General features: G+C 56.6%; 17 protein-coding genes. 8 read left to right on the top strand and 9 right to left on the bottom strand.

Annotated features, from left to right (window positions below; genetic code table 11):
* Positions 1-9: 9 nt before the first annotated feature.
* The 6 genes from mltB to lipA all read left to right on the top strand — a co-directional run bounded on the left by mltB (position 10) and on the right by lipA (position 5,243).
* Positions 10-1,029 carry a lytic murein transglycosylase B gene (gene mltB, locus EAW52_RS17930; RefSeq protein ID WP_019364044.1) on the top strand — a complete coding sequence of 340 codons (1,020 nt, stop codon included), beginning with the start codon at positions 10-12 and terminating at the stop codon, positions 1,027-1,029.
* Positions 1,026-2,027 carry a septal ring lytic transglycosylase RlpA family protein gene (locus EAW52_RS17925; RefSeq protein WP_122043424.1) on the top strand — a complete coding sequence of 334 codons (1,002 nt, stop codon included), beginning with the start codon at positions 1,026-1,028 and terminating at the stop codon, positions 2,025-2,027. Before mltB ends, EAW52_RS17925 begins: the two co-directional genes overlap by 4 nt.
* 70 nt (positions 2,028-2,097) lie before the next feature.
* Positions 2,098-3,258 carry a D-alanyl-D-alanine carboxypeptidase family protein gene (locus EAW52_RS17920; protein ID WP_019364046.1) on the top strand — a complete coding sequence of 387 codons (1,161 nt, stop codon included), beginning with the start codon at positions 2,098-2,100 and terminating at the stop codon, positions 3,256-3,258.
* 59 nt (positions 3,259-3,317) lie between these two features.
* Positions 3,318-3,596, top strand: a complete 279-nt coding sequence (locus EAW52_RS17915) for a DUF493 domain-containing protein (RefSeq protein ID WP_010797100.1) — start codon at positions 3,318-3,320, stop codon at positions 3,594-3,596.
* Positions 3,596-4,237, top strand: coding sequence for a lipoyl(octanoyl) transferase LipB (gene lipB / locus EAW52_RS17910; protein WP_122043423.1), 642 nt, complete (start codon positions 3,596-3,598; stop codon positions 4,235-4,237). Before EAW52_RS17915 ends, lipB begins: the two co-directional genes overlap by 1 nt.
* Positions 4,238-4,310: 73 nt before the next feature.
* Positions 4,311-5,243 (top strand): lipoyl synthase, encoded by a 933-nt coding sequence (gene lipA, locus EAW52_RS17905; RefSeq protein ID WP_122044855.1) that lies wholly within the window; start codon positions 4,311-4,313, stop codon positions 5,241-5,243.
* Between the two features lie 47 nt (positions 5,244-5,290).
* Here lipA and EAW52_RS17900 read toward each other — a convergent pair whose 3' ends face one another.
* From EAW52_RS17900 to leuS, 5 genes are all read right to left on the bottom strand, one after another.
* The gene (locus EAW52_RS17900; protein ID WP_122043422.1) at positions 5,291-6,610 is read right to left on the bottom strand and encodes a lytic murein transglycosylase; all 1,320 of its coding nucleotides are present in this window, start codon (positions 6,608-6,610) and stop codon (positions 5,291-5,293) included.
* Between the two features lie 88 nt (positions 6,611-6,698).
* A complete protein-coding gene (gene arfA, locus EAW52_RS17895) occupies positions 6,699-6,857 on the bottom strand; it encodes an alternative ribosome rescue factor ArfA (protein WP_074823016.1) in 159 nt (52 codons plus the stop codon).
* Positions 6,858-6,907: 50 nt separating this feature from the next.
* Positions 6,908-7,966 (bottom strand): DNA polymerase III subunit delta, encoded by a 1,059-nt coding sequence (gene holA / locus EAW52_RS17890; protein WP_122043421.1) that lies wholly within the window; start codon positions 7,964-7,966, stop codon positions 6,908-6,910.
* A gap of 36 nt (positions 7,967-8,002) precedes the next feature.
* Positions 8,003-8,611, bottom strand: a complete 609-nt coding sequence (gene lptE, locus EAW52_RS17885; RefSeq protein WP_019364050.1) for an LPS assembly lipoprotein LptE — start codon at positions 8,609-8,611, stop codon at positions 8,003-8,005.
* 23 nt (positions 8,612-8,634) lie between these two features.
* A complete protein-coding gene (gene leuS, locus EAW52_RS17880) occupies positions 8,635-11,241 on the bottom strand; it encodes a leucine--tRNA ligase (protein ID WP_122044854.1) in 2,607 nt (868 codons plus the stop codon).
* Positions 11,242-11,434: 193 nt separating this feature from the next.
* Between leuS and EAW52_RS17875 the strand changes: the two genes are divergently transcribed.
* Both EAW52_RS17875 and EAW52_RS17870 read left to right on the top strand, forming a co-directional pair.
* On the top strand, positions 11,435-11,800 hold the full coding sequence (locus EAW52_RS17875; RefSeq protein ID WP_122043420.1) for a hypothetical protein: 366 nt from the start codon (positions 11,435-11,437) through the stop codon (positions 11,798-11,800).
* Between the two features lie 106 nt (positions 11,801-11,906).
* Positions 11,907-12,668 carry a YdcF family protein gene (locus EAW52_RS17870; protein ID WP_122043419.1) on the top strand — a complete coding sequence of 254 codons (762 nt, stop codon included), beginning with the start codon at positions 11,907-11,909 and terminating at the stop codon, positions 12,666-12,668.
* Between the two features lie 42 nt (positions 12,669-12,710).
* Here EAW52_RS17870 and lnt read toward each other — a convergent pair whose 3' ends face one another.
* The 4 genes from lnt to EAW52_RS17850 all read right to left on the bottom strand — a co-directional run bounded on the left by lnt (position 12,711) and on the right by EAW52_RS17850 (position 16,672).
* Positions 12,711-14,240 (bottom strand): apolipoprotein N-acyltransferase, encoded by a 1,530-nt coding sequence (gene lnt, locus EAW52_RS17865; protein ID WP_122043418.1) that lies wholly within the window; start codon positions 14,238-14,240, stop codon positions 12,711-12,713.
* 129 nt (positions 14,241-14,369) lie between these two features.
* Entirely contained in the window at positions 14,370-15,209 is an 840-nt protein-coding gene (locus EAW52_RS17860; RefSeq protein WP_019364055.1) for an HlyC/CorC family transporter, read from the bottom strand.
* Between the two features lies 1 nt (position 15,210).
* Positions 15,211-15,675: an rRNA maturation RNase YbeY gene (gene ybeY / locus EAW52_RS17855; RefSeq protein ID WP_019364056.1), complete on the bottom strand. Its 465-nt coding sequence runs from the start codon at positions 15,673-15,675 to the stop codon at positions 15,211-15,213.
* Positions 15,665-16,672 carry a PhoH family protein gene (locus EAW52_RS17850; protein WP_019364057.1) on the bottom strand — a complete coding sequence of 336 codons (1,008 nt, stop codon included), beginning with the start codon at positions 16,670-16,672 and terminating at the stop codon, positions 15,665-15,667. The genes ybeY and EAW52_RS17850 overlap by 11 nt, the downstream gene beginning before the upstream one ends.
* Positions 16,673-16,726 lie beyond the last annotated feature (54 nt).

Raw genomic sequence — 16,726 nt, 5'->3', positions numbered from 1 at the left:
AAGGACGCAATGCTGACACCGTTTGGATGGATGGGCCGCTGCCTTCAGTGCTTCGGTCTGCTGGGAGCGATAGGGATTACGGGCGCCGCAACGGCCGGCGACTATGATGATTCGCCTCAGGTTGCCAGCTTCATCAACGAGATGACGCGCAACTATGGCTTTGCCGGACAGCAGTTAAAGGAGCTGTTCGGTGAAGTCGAGCGCAAGCAGAGCATTCTCGATGCCATTTCTCGTCCTGCGGAGCGAGTAAAGCCCTGGAGCGAGTACCGCCCTATCTTCGTAACCGACAAGCGAATCGATCAGGGCGTCACGTTCTGGAACGAAAATGCCGAGTCGCTGGCGAAGGCTGAGCGGGAATATGGCGTTCCGCCTCAATTCATCGTTGCCATCATTGGCGTCGAAACCTTCTATGGTCGAAACAAGGGCAACTACCGGGTGCTGGATGCGCTGTCGACGCTGGCCTTTGATTACCCTCAGCGAGCGCCATTCTTCAGAGATCAGCTGCGTGAATTCCTGCTTTTGAGTCGTGAGCAACAGTTCGATCCGCTCAGCTTGACCGGCTCCTATGCCGGTGCCATGGGCCTTCCGCAGTTCATGCCAGGCAGTTTCCGTGCCTACGCTGTAGATTTCGATAACAGTGGCCATATCGATATCTGGAACGACAAGGCCGACGCCATTGGCAGCGTCGCCAGCTATTTCAAGCGCCACGGCTGGACTGCAGGTGGCAGCGTGGCGGTGCGCGCTCAGGTGCGTGGCGATAAAGTGGAACAGGGTGTCGTTCAGGGTATCGAGCCGGTAAAAAGCGTGGCAGAGTTGCGTGCGCTGGGCTGGAATCCAGCCGAGCCGTTAAGGGATGACCTGCGTGTCACCTCATTCCGGCTGGACGGTGATGCAGGTCCTGAATACTGGATGGGACTGCCCAATTTCTATGCAATCACACGCTACAACCGTAGCGTCATGTATGCCATGGCTGTAAATCAGCTGGCGGAGGCTATTGCTGAGCGTCATACGCATGGGGCGTCGCAATGAATTATTTTAATCGGGGTTTGACCGCCGCGACCTGCCTTGCCCTGGCAGGGCTAGTAGCAAGTTGCTCAAGCCCACCCCCAAAAAGTCCGACCACCTATGGGTCCAATGCAAGTGCTGGTAGTTACTCACGCCCGCATAAGGACGGTGCTCCTTGGTGGGATGTGGATGTTTCACGTATTCCTGATGCCGTTCCGATGCCCAACTACGGGCCCATCAAGAACAACCCCTACACGGTGCTGGGCAAGACCTATTTCCCGCTGAACGATGCTACGAGCTATCGTGTCACCGGGACTGCCTCCTGGTATGGCACCAAGTTTCATGGTCAGGCTACGGCGAACGGCGAGACCTATGACCTCTATGGCATGACTGCCGCTCACAAGACCCTGCCGCTACCCAGCTACGTTCGTGTAACCAACCTGGATAATGGCAAAAGCGTCATCGTTCGGGTCAATGATCGTGGTCCGTTCTATTCAGATCGCGTGATTGACCTGTCTTTTGCGGCTGCCAAAAAGCTTGGTTACGCCGAGACAGGAACGGCCCATGTGCGTGTCGAGGGTATCGATCCGGCACAATGGTGGGCTCAGCAAGGCCGCCCGATGCCAATGGTGCTGGCGCAGCCGCAACGTGCGCCTACCGCTCCGACACCTGTAAAACCACAGACAGTGGCTACGGTTGAAACCTATAATCCGCCTCCGCAACAGCATGCCGCGCCGGTTGTGCCGCTTGAGATCGACTCAAAAAAAAACGCTTCTGCACAAGCCGGTGGGCTGTATCTCCAGGTGGGCGCCTTCGCCAACCCGGACGCTGCGGAGCTCCTGAAGGACAAACTCAGCGAGCTGACGGCTGCCCCGGTCTTTATCAGCTCGGTCGTGCGCAACCAGCAGACTCTGCACCGCGTGAGACTCGGGCCGATCGGCACGCAGGGTGAGGCCAGTCAGCTGCAAAATACCGTGCGTCTTGCCAATCTGGGGCAAGCCTCGCTGGTACGTCCGGATTAGGAGCAAGGACGCTCTGTGTATGTGCCCTCTGGGCTTGTTTAATTAGTCTGCTTAACCATTAGAGAGTCGGATGAACATCACCACTTTAGCTCAACGCGTCTTTTTGCTCGTTCTGCTCATCGCTGCGCCAGCCGCCTGGGCGGCCGAGCCGATGATTCCTTCGCCCCCGCAGCTTGCCGCCAAGTCCTGGGTTCTCATGGATGCGAGCAGTGGCCAGATCATCACGGAATATAATTCCGATCAGCGCCTGCCTCCGGCCAGTCTGACTAAATTGATGACCGCCTATATAGCGACCTTAGAAATTCAGCGTGGCCGTATCAAGGAAGGCGATATGGTCAACGTGAGCGAGCATGCCTGGCGTACCGGTGGTTCCCGGATGTTCATTCAGGTGGGCAACCAGGTTTCGGTTAGCGACTTGCTCCACGGCATCATCATTCAATCAGGCAACGACGCGAGCGTGGCCATGGCCGAGCATATCGCCGGAAGTGAAGATGCGTTTGCTGACATGATGAATACCACGGCACAGCGCCTGGGCATGAGCAATACCCACTATATGAATGCTACAGGTCTGCCTAACCCGGACCATTACTCTTCTGCCCATGACATTGCCAAGCTGTCTCGTGCAATCATCTATGAAGAGCCGACTCACTATGCCATTTACTCCCAGAAGGAATTCTTCTGGAATAACATCAAGCAGCCTAACCGCAATCTCCTGCTGTGGCGTGACAAGACCGTTGACGGTCTGAAGACCGGCCACACTGATGAAGCAGGCTATTGCCTGGCCGCCTCTGCTGTCCGTGACGGTATGCGCTTGATCGCGGTGGTATTCGGTACGAACAGTGAGCAGGCCCGTGCAGCCGAAACCCAGAAGCTTCTAACCTATGGTTTCCGCTTCTTCGAAACCCAGTCTTTCTACAAGAAGGGTGTAGAGCTTGCGCGTGCGCCGGTCTGGAAAGGCACCGAGCATGAGGTTTCTGCTGGTCTGGCAGACGACCTGACTATGACGCTGCCCCGCGGTCAGCTAAAAAAGCTGAAAGCCGAAATTGTTATGAACCCGCAGATCACTGCACCGATTGCCAAGGGTCAGCCTATTGGTAAGGTGGAAGTGAAGCTGGATGACAAGGTCATGCACACAGCTGACCTAGTAGCCTTGCAGCCGGTCGAAGAGGGTGGTTTCTTCCGTAAGTTGTGGGATAGCATTCGTCTATTCTTCTACGGATTGTTCAACTGATCTCAAGACGCCCGCTTTAGCGGGCGTCTCTACCTTCGGGCCCCAGACCCGCGAATGCCATGACTGATACCGACACTCAAGCTCCAAAAATTGAATTTCCTTGCGATAACTATCCGATCAAGGTGATCGGTGATGCCGGAGACGGTTTTACTGATCTGGTAGTTGAAATCATTCAGCGCCACGCACCGGATCTGGACGTTACGACGCTGGTAACGCGTGATAGCCGTAACGGCCGCTTTCTGTCAGTACAGGTCCTGATCCGTGCTACCGGTGTCGAGCAGTTGCAATCGATCCATTCGGACCTGCGCACCACCGGCCGCGTCCATATGGTGCTGTAATGGATAAGACGCTCGGCTTCCGAGAGCTGGGCCTGGTCTCCTATGAGCCGACCTGGCAGGCCATGCGGCGCTTTACTGACGAGCGCAATCCTTCAGCGCTGGACGAGGTCTGGTTGCTGCAGCACCCCGGCGTATTCACCCAGGGGCAGGCAGGCAAGGCCGAGCATCTGCTTAATGCCGGTGAAATTCCTGTCATACAGGTCGATAGAGGCGGCCAAGTAACGTACCATGGGCCGGGACAACTGATTGCCTATCTGCTTCTGGATGTCAGGCGATTGGGGTTGGGGGTTCGTGAGCTTGTATCCCGAATCGAGCAAAGCCTGGTTGGCGTGCTGGCCAGCTACGGGGTCGAGTCGTATGCAAAGCCTGATGCCCCTGGTGTTTATGTCAAGGGTGCAAAGATCGCATCCCTTGGCTTGCGTATCCGTAACGGACGCTCCTTCCATGGTCTGGCCTTGAATGTCGACATGGACTTGGCGCCGTTCCGTCGAATCAATCCCTGCGGTTATGCCGGCCTGGCCATGACCCAGCTACGCGATCATGCCGGGCCGATCGAATTTGCCGAGGTGACCCAGCGGCTGCGTGAGCAGCTCGTGTCACAGCTTGGCTATGCTGACCAGATCACCCTGGAAAAGAGCTGACATGACAACAGTGCAAGACAGTGTGAACGTCGAGACGCCCATCGCTGAAGCGCCTGCGCGCAAGAAAGTTGAAATGGGCGTCAAACTGCGTGGTGCAGAAAAGGTTGCCCGCATCCCGGTCAAAATCATTCCGACCGAAGAGCTGCCACGTAAACCTGACTGGATTCGCGTACGAATTCCAGTGACGCCAGAAGTGGAGCGCATCAAGCAGCTGCTTCGCAAGCATAAGCTGCATAGCGTCTGTGAAGAGGCCTCTTGCCCCAACCTGGGTGAATGCTTCTCTGGCGGTACAGCCACGTTCATGATCATGGGCGACATCTGTACACGTCGTTGCCCCTTCTGTGACGTGGGGCATGGCCGTCCGAAGCCTCTGGATGTCGATGAGCCACGAAATCTGGCTGTCGCGATTGCCGACCTTCGTCTGAAGTATGTCGTTATTACATCAGTAGACCGTGATGACCTGCGAGACGGTGGCGCTCAGCATTTTGCTGACTGTCTGCGAGAGATCCGCCAGCTGTCTCCTGGCATCCAGCTGGAAACATTGGTACCTGACTACCGTGGCCGTATGGATATCGCGCTGGATATCACCGCTACCGAGCCGCCGGATGTCTTCAACCACAACCTGGAAACGGTGCCGCGCCTGTACAAGTCATCTCGTCCGGGCTCCGATTTCGAGTGGTCGCTGGATCTGCTGCAGAAGTTCAAGCAACGTGTACCACACGTCCCCACCAAGTCAGGCCTGATGCTGGGGCTTGGCGAGACAGACGATGAGGTCATGGAAGTCATGAAGCGCATGCGCGAGCATGACATCGACATGCTGACCCTGGGCCAGTATTTACAGCCTTCTCGTAATCACTTGCCGGTACAGCGCTTTGTTCATCCGGATACCTTCGCCTGGTTTGCCGAGGAAGGCGAAAAGATGGGCTTCAAGAATGTGGCATCCGGCCCGCTGGTTCGCTCCTCCTATCATGCCGACCAGCAGGCGCATGGCAGCAAGATCTCCTGATCGAACGGCAATAAAAAAGGCGCTTAAAGCGCCTTTTTTATTGCCTGTCAGGAACGTAAACGAGCCAGCAGGGATGGGGTAGGGTAGCCGTCTGCTGGCCAGCCCAGCGTCTGCTGGAACGCTCGTATGGCTTTGCGGGTATTGGCACCTATGATGCCATCAGCAGCACCAGGCGTAAAACCTCGGTCTGCCAGGCGCTGCTGAAGTTCGACTCGCTCGCTGCGGCTGAGTGGAACGTCCTCAAGCGGCCAAGCTGCGCTGACTTTCCCGGCGCCCTTATAGCTATCCGATAGAAGTCCCACGGCTAGCGCATAGGATGATGAGTTGTTATATCGAAGAATGGTCCGGAAATTGTTGAAGACCAAAAAGGCTGGCCCTCGATGTCCCGCTGGAAGCAGTAGAGAAGCCTGCTCCATGGAGTACGCAGGGGAGAGGGGCGTCGTTGCGCCTTGAACACCCATGGCCTGCCAATCTGACAAGGGCTTGCGGATGTCCATGTCTGCTTGAGCATAATCGAAGCCCTGCGGCAGGCGAACTTCAAAACCCCATGGCTTTCCGTCCTGCCAACCGGAGGCTTTCAGATAGTTGGCCGTTGAGGCCAATGCATCAGCATTGGAGCCCCAGATATCCCGACGACCATCACCATCAAAGTCGACGGCATGTTCATTGTAGGTCGTTGGGATGAACTGTGTTTGACCCATGGCACCAGCCCAGGAGCCAATCATGCGCTCAGGCGTAATATCGCCATTTTGAATGATGGTCAGTGCGGCCAGCAGTTGCGCCTGCGCGAAGGCGGGGCGCCGTCCCTCATAAGCCAGGGTTGCCAAAGAACGAATAACGCTCTTGGTGCCCATGTTGTTGCCATAGTTGCTTTCGATACCCCAGAAGGCCACAAGGCGTTCTGGCTCGATGCCGTAACGTGCCTCGAGTTGCGCCAGAAGGCTCGAATATTGGGTTAGTAGCTTCTGGCCGTTTGCAATGCGCTGCTGGGAAACTGCAGACGACAGGTATTCCCATACAGGACGCGTAAATTCGGGTTGGCTGCGGTCCGCTGTAATCACGGCATCGTCAGGAGTCAAGCCTGCGAAAGCCTGATTAAAGGTTGCGGTAGTAATACCGGCCGCTTGAGCGTCCTGCCGGAAGCGGTCTCGCCATTGCTCGAAGCTTTCCTGAGGAGCAGGCTCAGGCGTCGTATTGGCGGAGCGGCTTTGTGAGGCAGAGGTAGGTGCGTTCGTGGCGGCTGGCGTGGCCGTTTCGCTCTGCGTCTGTGTTTGTGCACAGGCAGCAATGACCCCTGTGATCAATGTCGCCAGAGTGCCTGCGATAAGGCTGCCGTGTTTCAGCCTGCGTTTTTTCCCGTGTTGCATGAATCTCCACCGGGTGCGTCAACAGACTCGTCACCATAACATGCCTGAATCGAGGCGTCTTCGTTTGGAGAAGGGAGTACGGATGGAATTATGCGGCTACCAATAAAAAAGCCTTCCCATCATCAGTTGGGAAGGCTTCACGGCGATAACTGCCTTTGCCTTTCTTGGGCTTTTCCTGTCGACAGCGAAACAGGGGCTGGGCAATGGTGGATTTGGCCTTGTTGGGCCTTCGCTGTTTTTTGGTCATGAGAGTACTCGGTCTGAATGCGCGGTTGCGCGAAGACCGGCATCTTACGATTATCGTGAGAATGTATCCAGAGCGGCAAAAGGCAAGGAGAAGCGTTGACCCGCCAACAGTAAGGTCAACTGGCGCAGGGTTGTCCAAGTATCACCCGGGGCCTGGCCCTTGATCTGCGCATCCACAAGCTGGGCATCCAGCAATAGGCGACTCAGTTTGGCCGTAGAGTGTCGTTGCAGGGCGCGGCTTATGAGTGGACGTCTTTTCTCCCAGACCGGGGGCTTTGCCTGCGCAAACGCGCGGTCAAGTGGTATACCCTGTTCCTGCTGTTGCGCAAGGTTGGCCAGTTGCCGCAGCTCTCGGGCCAGCGCCCATAGAATCACTGGCGGCTCGACACCCTCGCCGCGAAGACCCTCCAGAATACGTAACGCGTGATTGGCTTCCCCTGCCAGAACCGCATCGATAAGACCAAAAACGTCGAAGCGGGCACTATCACCAACGCTTGCCTGTACAGTGGCGACATCAATTTGGTTGTTTTCGGCCAAGAGCTTGAGTTTTTCGATTTCCTGGGCGGCTGCAAGCAGGTTACCTTCCACCCGGACGGCAATCAGTTCGATCGCTTCCTGCGAGGCAGCCAGACCTGCCTGGGAAAGGCGTTGGCGGATCCATTGGGGCAGTTGATGGACATCGATGGGCCAGATCTGAATGAACTGAACGTCAGCATGTTCAATCAAGGCTTTGGCCCATTTGGTCTTTTGGGCACTGCCATCCAGCTTGGGCAGGCTGATGAGCAGCAATGTATCTTCAGCAGGGCGCGATAGGTAGCGTAGTAGCGCTTCGGCACCTTTATCACCAGGCTTGCCGTTTGGAATGCGTAATTCGATCAGACGCTTCTGGGCAAACAGAGACAGGCTTGCCCCTGCTTCGTAAAGCAGGCTCCAGTCAAAGTTATTTTCTACGTTGAACACCTGACGCTCATCAAACCCCTGGCTTTTCGCCGAGGCTCGAATGGCATCGGTTGCCTCCTGGCTAAGCAGGGGTTCGTCGCCGCTGACTATATAAATTGGCGCCAGCTTTCCTTGCAGGTGCTTGGCGAGTTGAGCAGGGTTCAGTTTCATAGGATAAAAATACGGGGCCGTAAGGCCCCGTAGTCGTTAGCGGGTGGGTATTTCGATCGGAGATTGTTGTGGCGGCATGTTCTGCTGCGCTGCGCGTGCGGCCTCGGCCTCGGCACGCGCTCGTGCATCAGCCTCGCTTTGCAACTTGTCGAGCCGCTGGGGTGTAATGGTCTGCAGGCGCGAAGCCAGCTGGCGGACCAGTTCTGCACGCATTTCCCGACGCAGCTGCTGAGCCTGTTGCTCAGAGCCGATGATGTTGTTTTCATCCGTCACGTAGTAACGCTGCGTTTCCAGATCATCATGCAGCAGCACGGCATCGTTGCGGCCACGAATTTCATAGGGCAGCTTGGTTGTCAGCTCGATTTCAGCACTACGTGCGCCCGCGGTATAGCTCGCGGTGCGTTGCGTCTGCTGCTCGTCTGCCAGGTATAACGTATAGGTCGCGCCTGGGTTAACGTTTACATGATTGCTCTCAAGCATGGTTCTTACCTGCTTGACCGTTTCGCCGTAGCTGTCACGGGCGGAAAGACTCAGCTCACGCAGCGACAGTTCGGTGTCGCCTGTACCTCGCAGCTGAAAACCACAAGCACTTAACAACACGGTCATTCCAATCGCCGCAAGGCAGGGAAAGCTCCGTTTCATCATGATCTTTTTCACTCCGTTCAGCCTCAATTGGCGACGATATTGACCAGCTTGCCAGGAACAACAATCACTTTGCGGATTGTCAGTCCCTCAGTAAAGCGCAGAACATTTTCGTTCGTACGGGCAGCAGCCTCAATGTCTTCACGGCTGGCTTGGGCTGCGACCTCAATGTGGCCACGCAACTTACCGTTTACCTGAATCACGATCTGCAGGGTGTCCTGTACCAGGGCGCTTTCATCCACGCTTGGCCAGCGGGCATCGATAACGGCATCGGCATGCCCCAACTCATTCCACAATGCATGGCAGATATGGGGCGTAATCGGTGCCAGTAGCAACGCGACGGTTTCCAGACCTTCCTGCATCAACGCGCGGTCCTGCTCGGTGGTCTGCGGCGCTTTTTCCAGCACATTCATCAATGTCATCACAGCTGCAATGGCCGTGTTGAACTTGTGGTTCTGTCCAATATCCTGGCTGGCCTGCTTGATCGCAAGGTGAATGGCGCGACGGACTTCCTTCTGCTCGTTTGTCAGCGTTGCCACATCCAGAGCAGAGGTAAGGCCCTGGCTGATATGCGCCTGGGCGAGACGCCAGACGCGACGCAGGAAGCGGCTACCGCCCTCGACGCCGGAGTCGGACCACTCGAGGCTCATGTCCGGAGGGGAGGCAAACATCATGAACAGTCGGCATGTGTCGGCGCCGTACTGATCGATCATGGCCTGGGGGTCCACTCCGTTGTTCTTGGATTTGGACATCTTTTCAGTGCCGCCGATTTCTACCGGCAGACCGTCCGTCTTCAGCTTGGCACCAATGACCTTGGCCTTGGCGTCACGCTCGACCTCCACGTCAGCCGGGTTGAACCAGTCCTTACCGCCTTTTTCATCCATGCGGTAATAGGTTTCAGCGACTACCATGCCTTGGGTCAGCAGGTTCTTGAACGGCTCATCGGAGGAGAGAAGCCCCTCGTCACGCATCAATTTATGGAAGAAGCGTGCATAGAGCAGGTGAAGAATGGCGTGCTCGATACCGCCAATATACTGGTCGACGGACAGCCAGTAGTTGGCAGCATCCTTATCGACCATACCACCTTCAAACTTGGGCGATGCGTAGCGGGCGAAGTACCAGGACGACTCGACAAACGTGTCCATGGTGTCGGTTTCGCGCTTGGCAGCGCTGCCGCATTTGGGGCAGGAGCACTCGTAGAACTCCGGCATTTTGGCCAGAGGAGAGCCTGCACCATCTGGAATCACATCTTCTGGCAGAACGACCGGCAGTTGATCTTCCGGAACGGGAACATCACCACAGCTATCGCAGTGGATGATCGGGATCGGGCAGCCCCAGTAACGCTGACGGCTGATGCCCCAGTCACGCAGGCGGAATTGAGTGCGCGGCTCGCCCAGACCTTTGGTCTGCAGGGTCGTAGCAATGGCTTCAAACGCCGCATTGAAATCAAGGCCGTCATATTCGCCGGAGTTGATCAGCGTGCCGTGCTCGCCATAGGCAGCCTGCCAGGGAGCAGGGGTCTCGTCACCAGCGCTGGTACGTACGACCGGCTTGACGGGCAGATTATATTTGGTCGCGAATTCAAAATCGCGCTCATCGTGTGCCGGAACGGCCATGACCGCACCTTCGCCGTAATGCATCAGGACGTAGTTGGCGACCCATACCGGCAATTTTTCACCCGTTAACGGATGCTCGACGAACAAGGGCGTCGGCATGCCTTTCTTTTCCTGGGTGGCGATGTCGGCTTCTGCCACGCCGCCACGCTTGCATTCGTCAATGAAAGCCTGCAGCTCGGGATTGTTCTGCGCTGCCTGGGTAGCCAGCGGATGCTCGGCCGCGACAGCGACATAAGTGGCACCCATCAGGGTGTCGGCGCGCGTTGTGAAGACCTTGAGTGCGCCGGCATGACCAATGGAGGTCTGGTCATAGGGGAACTGAACTTCCATGCCACGGGACTTGCCGATCCAGTTGCGCTGCATGGTCTTGACCTGCTCGGGCCAGCCGGGCAGATCATCCAGAGACGCCAGCAGCTCTTCCGCATAGTCGGTGATGCGGAAGTAGTACATCGGGATCTCACGCTTTTCGATCAGCGCGCCGGAGCGCCAGCCGCGGCCGTCGATGACCTGCTCGTTGGCCAGTACGGTCTGATCGACCGGATCCCAGTTCACGGTGCCGTTCTTGCGGTAGATGATGCCTTTCTCGAACAGGCGGGTGAACAGCCACTGCTCCCAGCGATAGTAGTCGGGCTTGCACGTTGTGACTTCGCGCGACCAGTCGATGGCAAGGCCCAGGCTCTTGAGCTGGTTCTTCATGTATTCGATGTTTTCGTACGTCCACTTGGCAGGGGCGACGTTATTTTTCATCGCGGCGTTTTCCGCCGGCATACCGAAGGCATCCCAACCCATGGGTTGCAGGACATTCTTGCCCTGCATGCGGTGATAGCGGGCAATCACATCACCGATGGTGTAGTTGCGGACGTGCCCCATGTGCAGCTTGCCGCTTGGGTAGGGGAACATGGACAAGCAGTAGTACTTCTCCTTTCCCGGCTGCTCCGTCACAGAGAAGGCATTGTTCTGTTCCCACCAGGATTGGGCGGCGGCTTCTATCTCACGGGGTTGGTAATGTTCGTGCATGGCGTGATCTGCGGCTACGAAAAGCAATTAGATAAGCCGGTAAGCATACATGAACCGTCTCCACGCAAGGAACCTTTAGCCAGAAAGCGTTTTATTTCATAAAAGTGAAATTCGTCATTTTATAGGCTCGCGGTTTCGCCAATCGCGCACTACGCTTGGGTAACAGCAGGATAGGACTTTCCGGAGGCTATCTATGAGTCATGACACAGCGCAGCGCCTGGCGAGACTTCCGCTGGAGCGTTTGCAACGGCGTCTGGAGCGTGCTCTGGACGAGGCTGCCACGGCGGAGCGTTTGCACCGCAAGGCGCAGCAGGAGATAGAAATTTCCGGCCTTCATCAGGAGGATCTGGACATCATCAGGGCGTGGCTGGTCAGAAATGATCAATGGGTTCATGCCTGTCAGGAGCTGATTTATCCGGGGCCTTCCCGTCTGGGAAAGTCGTTAGTGGCAGTGCGCTGCCTGCGTTGCGGGCTGCAAGTTAACGCTGGACAACAAATCGAGCGGTGCCCCCTGTGCATGACTCACAAGGTCTGCAGCACGGATACTTGCGCCATCTGACTCCGCTTCGGATGCCTGCACCTCGGTAATCCGCTTCCTACGCGTTATTATCACGTCTCGTTTTTCCAGCTAGACCAGGGATGTGCCTGACGTCATGGATGTCTCGATGTTGATTCGCTACGTTTGCAAGCAGCTGTTGATGCCGCCAGGCCTGTTTTTGCTGCTGTTATGGGCCGGTATCGTGCTTCGCAAGCGTTGGCCCCGAATTTCGGTTGCCTGCCTGATCATGGGCGCAGGTGGTTTCTGGCTGATCAGTCTGCCGATTGCGGTTGAATGGGAGGCGCGCCTGATCGAGCGTGATCCGCCTCTGGCTCAGGCTGATTGGTCGTCTCTGGCGCAGCAGGCAGATGCCATTGTTATTCTGGGCGCTTCCCGGGAGCGTAACGATCCGGCGTGGGAAGGCGATGTCTCCAGCGCGATGGGCATTGAGCGTGTTCGCTATGCGGCACGTATCGCCAAGGTCTCTCAGCTGCCAATTCTTATTTCCGGAGGCTCACCCTTGTCTTCGCCTCCCAGCGAAGCGGAATTGATGACCGAGGTCATGGAAAAAGACCTGGGCGTATCGGTGCGGTGGCAGGAGAAAGACAGCCGTACTACGTGGGAAAATGCGACGCTCAGCGCGGCTATTCTCAAACCAGCAGGTGTTAAGCGAATCGTGCTGGTTACACAGGCGTTTCATATGGCGCGTGCCCGGTGGTGCTTCGAGCGCCAGGGGTTCGAGGTGATCGCTGCGCCAATGGGATTCATGAGCACTCCTAACGGCAAGCCGCTGGGAGGATGGATGCCCGAGGCCAAGGCAATTGCCCAGAGCATGATTCTGATGAACGAAGCGATAGGGCTCATAGCCTATCCGCTGGCCTACCGCTGAAGAAGGGCAGGCCAGTCATATCTGGCCTGCCACTGTCTTCCATTAGACGATAGGACGGGAGCGCTCAAGGCCTCTACGAGCCAGCGCCCAAAGCGTCAGCAGGCCACACAGAATGGCCAGCGGCCAGAGGCGCCAGGTCAGGTAGGGTGTAGCTCCCTTCATCGGTACGACCGACCCGTGCAGCGTAGCCAACTGGAATGATGGGATCTGGGTGGTGATGCGGCCAAAGGGGTCAATCAGGGCCGTGACACCATTGTTGGTGCCCCGGATCATCCAGCGACCACTTTCCAATGCACGCATCCGGGCCATTTGCAGATGCTGCTGAGGACCGAATGATTTACCGAACCATGTGTCGTTACTTACCGTCAGCAGAAGATCGCTACGGGTGGCCATGTCTGCCACGAATTCCGGATAGACCACTTCATAGCAGATGAACGGGGCGATCTGGTATCCCTTGGCTGTTAATAACGGCTGCCCTTCTGGGCCCGGGACGAAATCGGACATCGGTAGGTTGAAGAAGGTGATCAGTCCGCGCAGCTGCTCCTGCAAGGGAACATACTCGCCAAACGGCACCAGCTTCTGTTTGTAATACGTGTTTGTATTGTCGCCATTGACCGTTAGCGCGTTATAAAAACGATCCTGGCCCTTGTCGTCACGCTCACGTACCGGAATGCCCGTGATAAGCGTTGCGCCGCGCTGGTTGGCGATAGCCGTAACGTCTTGTAAATAGCCGTCAGCATATTCCTTGAGCACTGGAATGGCATTTTCCGGCCAGACAATCAGGTCGGTCTTGCCTTCCCGAATAGTCATCTGGCGATACAGGGCCAGCGTATCCTGCACATGGCCCGGATCCCACTTGAGTTCCTGGGCAATATTGCCTTGCATGGCGGCTACCTTGAGCGGCTCGCCGGCTGGCTGAGTCCAGACTTGTCCTTTGAAGGCAATGGCGCCGAACCAGGGTGCAATCAGCAGGACGATACCTGCAACCAGGCTGACGGGTCTGCGAATCAGCCAGGGAATATTGACGAGCAGAGCGGCGATCAACGCCACGCTGAATGACAGAAGCCAGACACCTCCTACTGGAGCAAGGCTGGCCAGCGGGCCATCCATCTGGCTGTAGCCTGCAAACAGCCAGGGAAAGCCGGTCAGGAACCAGCTGCGGAACAGTTCCAGGCCAAACCAAAGCGCTGCAAAGGCCAGGGCGTCACTGGCGGGTGCATGATTGCGGCGCAAACAAAGCACCCATAACCAGGCTGGCAGCGCAAAAAACAGGGCAATACCGGCGCAGAACCCAAACGTGAGGCCCGCTGCCAACGGCATGGATGCCGCACCGTAGTCGTGGATGCTGACATATACCCAGCTCGTACCCGCCAGAAAGGCCCCCAGGCCATAGCACCAGCCTCGCAGAAAGGCCCATCCGGCGCGCAATTCGCGCAATGAAAGATAGAAGAGAGCAATCGATACTATTTCCAGCGGCCAGAAGTTGAACGGCGCCAGTGCGAGGGGCGTTAGTGCGCCGGCAACCAGTGCCAGCAAATTGCCTTTCCAGCCGGGAGTAACCATCCAGCGCATCGGAAATCCTTGGTCTATGCAGCGGTGCGCAAGCTTAATGGATGCCAGGTGCTGCTAGCTACTAAGAGAGGTATATACGGGGCTATTCAGCGGCTTGCCTGCTCAGGCGAGCAGACAGGCCGCTGCAGTTTATCGCTCGGTGAGCGGAGTCATGCGCAGCAGATGGATGCGACGACCGTCTGCGTTGAGTACACGAAAGCGGAAGTCGTCGATGACCACTTCCTCGTTTCGGCGAGGAAGATGACCGAAGGCGCTCATGACAAGACCGCCCACTGTATCTACATCCTGATCGGGGTACTCTGTGTCGAAGAAATCATTGATGGCCTGGACAGGTGTCAGCGCCTTGACGATGAAGTCCCCGCTGGGAAGCGGTTTGATGAAGCTCTCTTCCTCGACATCGTGCTCGTCTTCAATGTCACCCACGATCTGCTCAAGCACGTCCTCAATGGTGACAAGACCTGCCACACCACCATACTCATCCACCACAATGGCCATATGGTTGTGCGTGGTACGAAACTCACGCAGAAGCACATTAAGCCGCTTGGATTCTGGAACAAAAGTGGCCGGGCGCAGAATAGTCTTAAGATCGAAGGCCTGGTCCCCGTGAATGATCAAGGGCAGCAGATCCTTGGCGAGCAGGACGCCAAGGATATCGTCAGGCGTCTCGCCAATGACTGGATACCGGGAGTGAGCGGCCTCGATAACGGCCGGCAGAAACTCCTGGGGCGTCTGGTGGGCCTTAACGCTAATGATCTGTGAGCGCGGCACCATGATGTCGCGTACTTGCAGGTCGGCAACAGAGATAGCGCCCTCGACAATGGATAAGGCTTCACTGTCGAGCACCTTGTTTTCGTGAGCCTCACGGAGCAACTCCAGAAGTTCCTGGCGGCTCTTGGGTTCGTGGGCAAAAGCCTGGACAATCCGTTCCAGCCAGGACCTGTGCCCGTTACTCGATCGATCTTCGTTCATGTCAGTTTTGTTCGTCGCCATATGGGTCGGGATGACCTAGTTCTGCCAGCAATTCTCGTTCCAAGCTTTCCATTTCTTCCGCTTCTTCGTCTTCGATATGGTCATAGCCAAGCAGGTGCAGGCAGCCATGAATAACCATATGAGCCCAATGGGCCTTGAGAAGCTTACCCTGCTCGGCAGCCTCACGCGCGATGACTGGTGCGCAGATGATGACGTCACCCAGCAGCGGAATATCCAGCAGCTCGTCGGGTACATCGGCCGGGAAAGTAAGTACGTTGGTGGCATAGTCCTTGTGCCGGTAGGTGCGATTGAGTTCGCGACCTTCCGGCTCATCCACCAGGCGGATGGTCAGTTCTGAATCAGCGGTGCGCTGGCGGAGGGCGACCTCACACCAGCGACGTAACTCAGGTTCCTCAGGTAGATCGGGCGCTTCGCTGGCGATTTGTACATCAAGCTCAATCGTCATTCGTGTTTTCCCGCGACTGACGTTTGTCAGTCTGCTGTTGTTCGAAGCGATCATAAGCTTCGACAATGCGCTGTACCAGAGGATGACGTACCACGTCCTTTGCCAGAAAGTGCGTAAATCCAATGCCCGGCACGTCTTTCAGGACGTTGATGACATGGGCCAGGCCCGAGCGCGTGCCGCGGGGTAGGTCGACCTGGGTGATATCACCGGTGATGACGGCTGTAGAGCCAAAGCCGATACGTGTTAGGAACATTTTCATCTGCTCGACGGTAGTGTTCTGGCTCTCGTCAAGAATGATGAAGCTGTTGTTGAGCGTTCGACCCCGCATATAAGCCAGTGGAGCCACTTCGATGACCTGCCGTTCGATCAGTTTGGCTACGGTCTCAAAGCCAAGCATCTCGTACAGGGCGTCATACAAAGGACGCAGGTACGGGTCGATCTTCTGAGCCAGATCACCCGGTAGGAAACCGAGCTTCTCGCCCGCTTCAACCGCGGGGCGAACCAGCAGGATACGGCGGATCTGCTCTCGTTCGAGAGCATCGACGGCACAGGCTACGGCGAGGTAGGTCTTGCCGGTGCCCGCCGGGCCAATGCCGAAGTTGATGTCATGATCGAGGATCGACTTGACATACCGCTGCTGATTGGCGCCGCGAGGACGAATCATGCCTTTGCGGGTGCGCAGCGAGACATTCAGATCGCTCTGAGGCTCGGAAAGCCCCTCAAGGCCGGACTCCTGCAGAAACAGATGAACCATGTCAGGCGTCAGGTCATCTTCGGTCTTGGTCTCGCGATACAAACGTCGCAGCAGATTTTCAGCCGACTGGATACGCTCCGGCGTGCCGACCAGTTCGAACTGGTTGCCGCGGTTGCGGATTTCGATATCGAGCCGTTTTTCGATCTGCCGAAGGTTTTCGTCGAGCTGGCCGCAAAGCTTGGCAAAGCGTTGAGCATCAAACGGTTCGAGAGTAAAGCGCCGAGGTTCTTGAGGTGTATTCAAGGAAGGAATAATCGCCCTATAGCTGATGATGTTTACTTGAAGAGTAATCGGTTG

The organism is Pseudomonas sp. LTJR-52 (assembly GCF_003691465.1).
Taxonomy (GTDB): domain Bacteria; phylum Pseudomonadota; class Gammaproteobacteria; order Pseudomonadales; family Pseudomonadaceae; genus Chryseomonas; species Chryseomonas luteola.
Note: the sequence above shows the minus strand (reverse complement) of the source record. Positions and strands in the feature narration are given on the sequence as shown.

Excerpts from the sequence above, each read along its gene's own strand:
- mltB (WP_019364044.1), top strand. The coding sequence starts at position 10 with ATGCTGACACCGTTTGGATGGATGGGCCGCTGCCTTCAGTGCTTCGGT.
- EAW52_RS17925 (WP_122043424.1), top strand. The coding sequence starts at position 1,026 with ATGAATTATTTTAATCGGGGTTTGACCGCCGCGACCTGCCTTGCCCTG.
- EAW52_RS17920 (WP_019364046.1), top strand. The coding sequence starts at position 2,098 with ATGAACATCACCACTTTAGCTCAACGCGTCTTTTTGCTCGTTCTGCTC.
- EAW52_RS17915 (WP_010797100.1), top strand. The coding sequence starts at position 3,318 with ATGACTGATACCGACACTCAAGCTCCAAAAATTGAATTTCCTTGCGAT.
- lipB (WP_122043423.1), top strand. The coding sequence starts at position 3,596 with ATGGATAAGACGCTCGGCTTCCGAGAGCTGGGCCTGGTCTCCTATGAG.
- lipA (WP_122044855.1), top strand. The coding sequence starts at position 4,311 with ATGGGCGTCAAACTGCGTGGTGCAGAAAAGGTTGCCCGCATCCCGGTC.
- EAW52_RS17900 (WP_122043422.1), bottom strand. The coding sequence starts at position 6,610 with ATGCAACACGGGAAAAAACGCAGGCTGAAACACGGCAGCCTTATCGCA.
- arfA (WP_074823016.1), bottom strand. The coding sequence starts at position 6,857 with ATGACCAAAAAACAGCGAAGGCCCAACAAGGCCAAATCCACCATTGCC.
- holA (WP_122043421.1), bottom strand. The coding sequence starts at position 7,966 with ATGAAACTGAACCCTGCTCAACTCGCCAAGCACCTGCAAGGAAAGCTG.
- lptE (WP_019364050.1), bottom strand. The coding sequence starts at position 8,611 with ATGATGAAACGGAGCTTTCCCTGCCTTGCGGCGATTGGAATGACCGTG.
- leuS (WP_122044854.1), bottom strand. The coding sequence starts at position 11,241 with ATGCACGAACATTACCAACCCCGTGAGATAGAAGCCGCCGCCCAATCC.
- EAW52_RS17875 (WP_122043420.1), top strand. The coding sequence starts at position 11,435 with ATGAGTCATGACACAGCGCAGCGCCTGGCGAGACTTCCGCTGGAGCGT.
- EAW52_RS17870 (WP_122043419.1), top strand. The coding sequence starts at position 11,907 with ATGTTGATTCGCTACGTTTGCAAGCAGCTGTTGATGCCGCCAGGCCTG.
- lnt (WP_122043418.1), bottom strand. The coding sequence starts at position 14,240 with ATGCGCTGGATGGTTACTCCCGGCTGGAAAGGCAATTTGCTGGCACTG.
- EAW52_RS17860 (WP_019364055.1), bottom strand. The coding sequence starts at position 15,209 with ATGAACGAAGATCGATCGAGTAACGGGCACAGGTCCTGGCTGGAACGG.
- ybeY (WP_019364056.1), bottom strand. The coding sequence starts at position 15,675 with ATGACGATTGAGCTTGATGTACAAATCGCCAGCGAAGCGCCCGATCTA.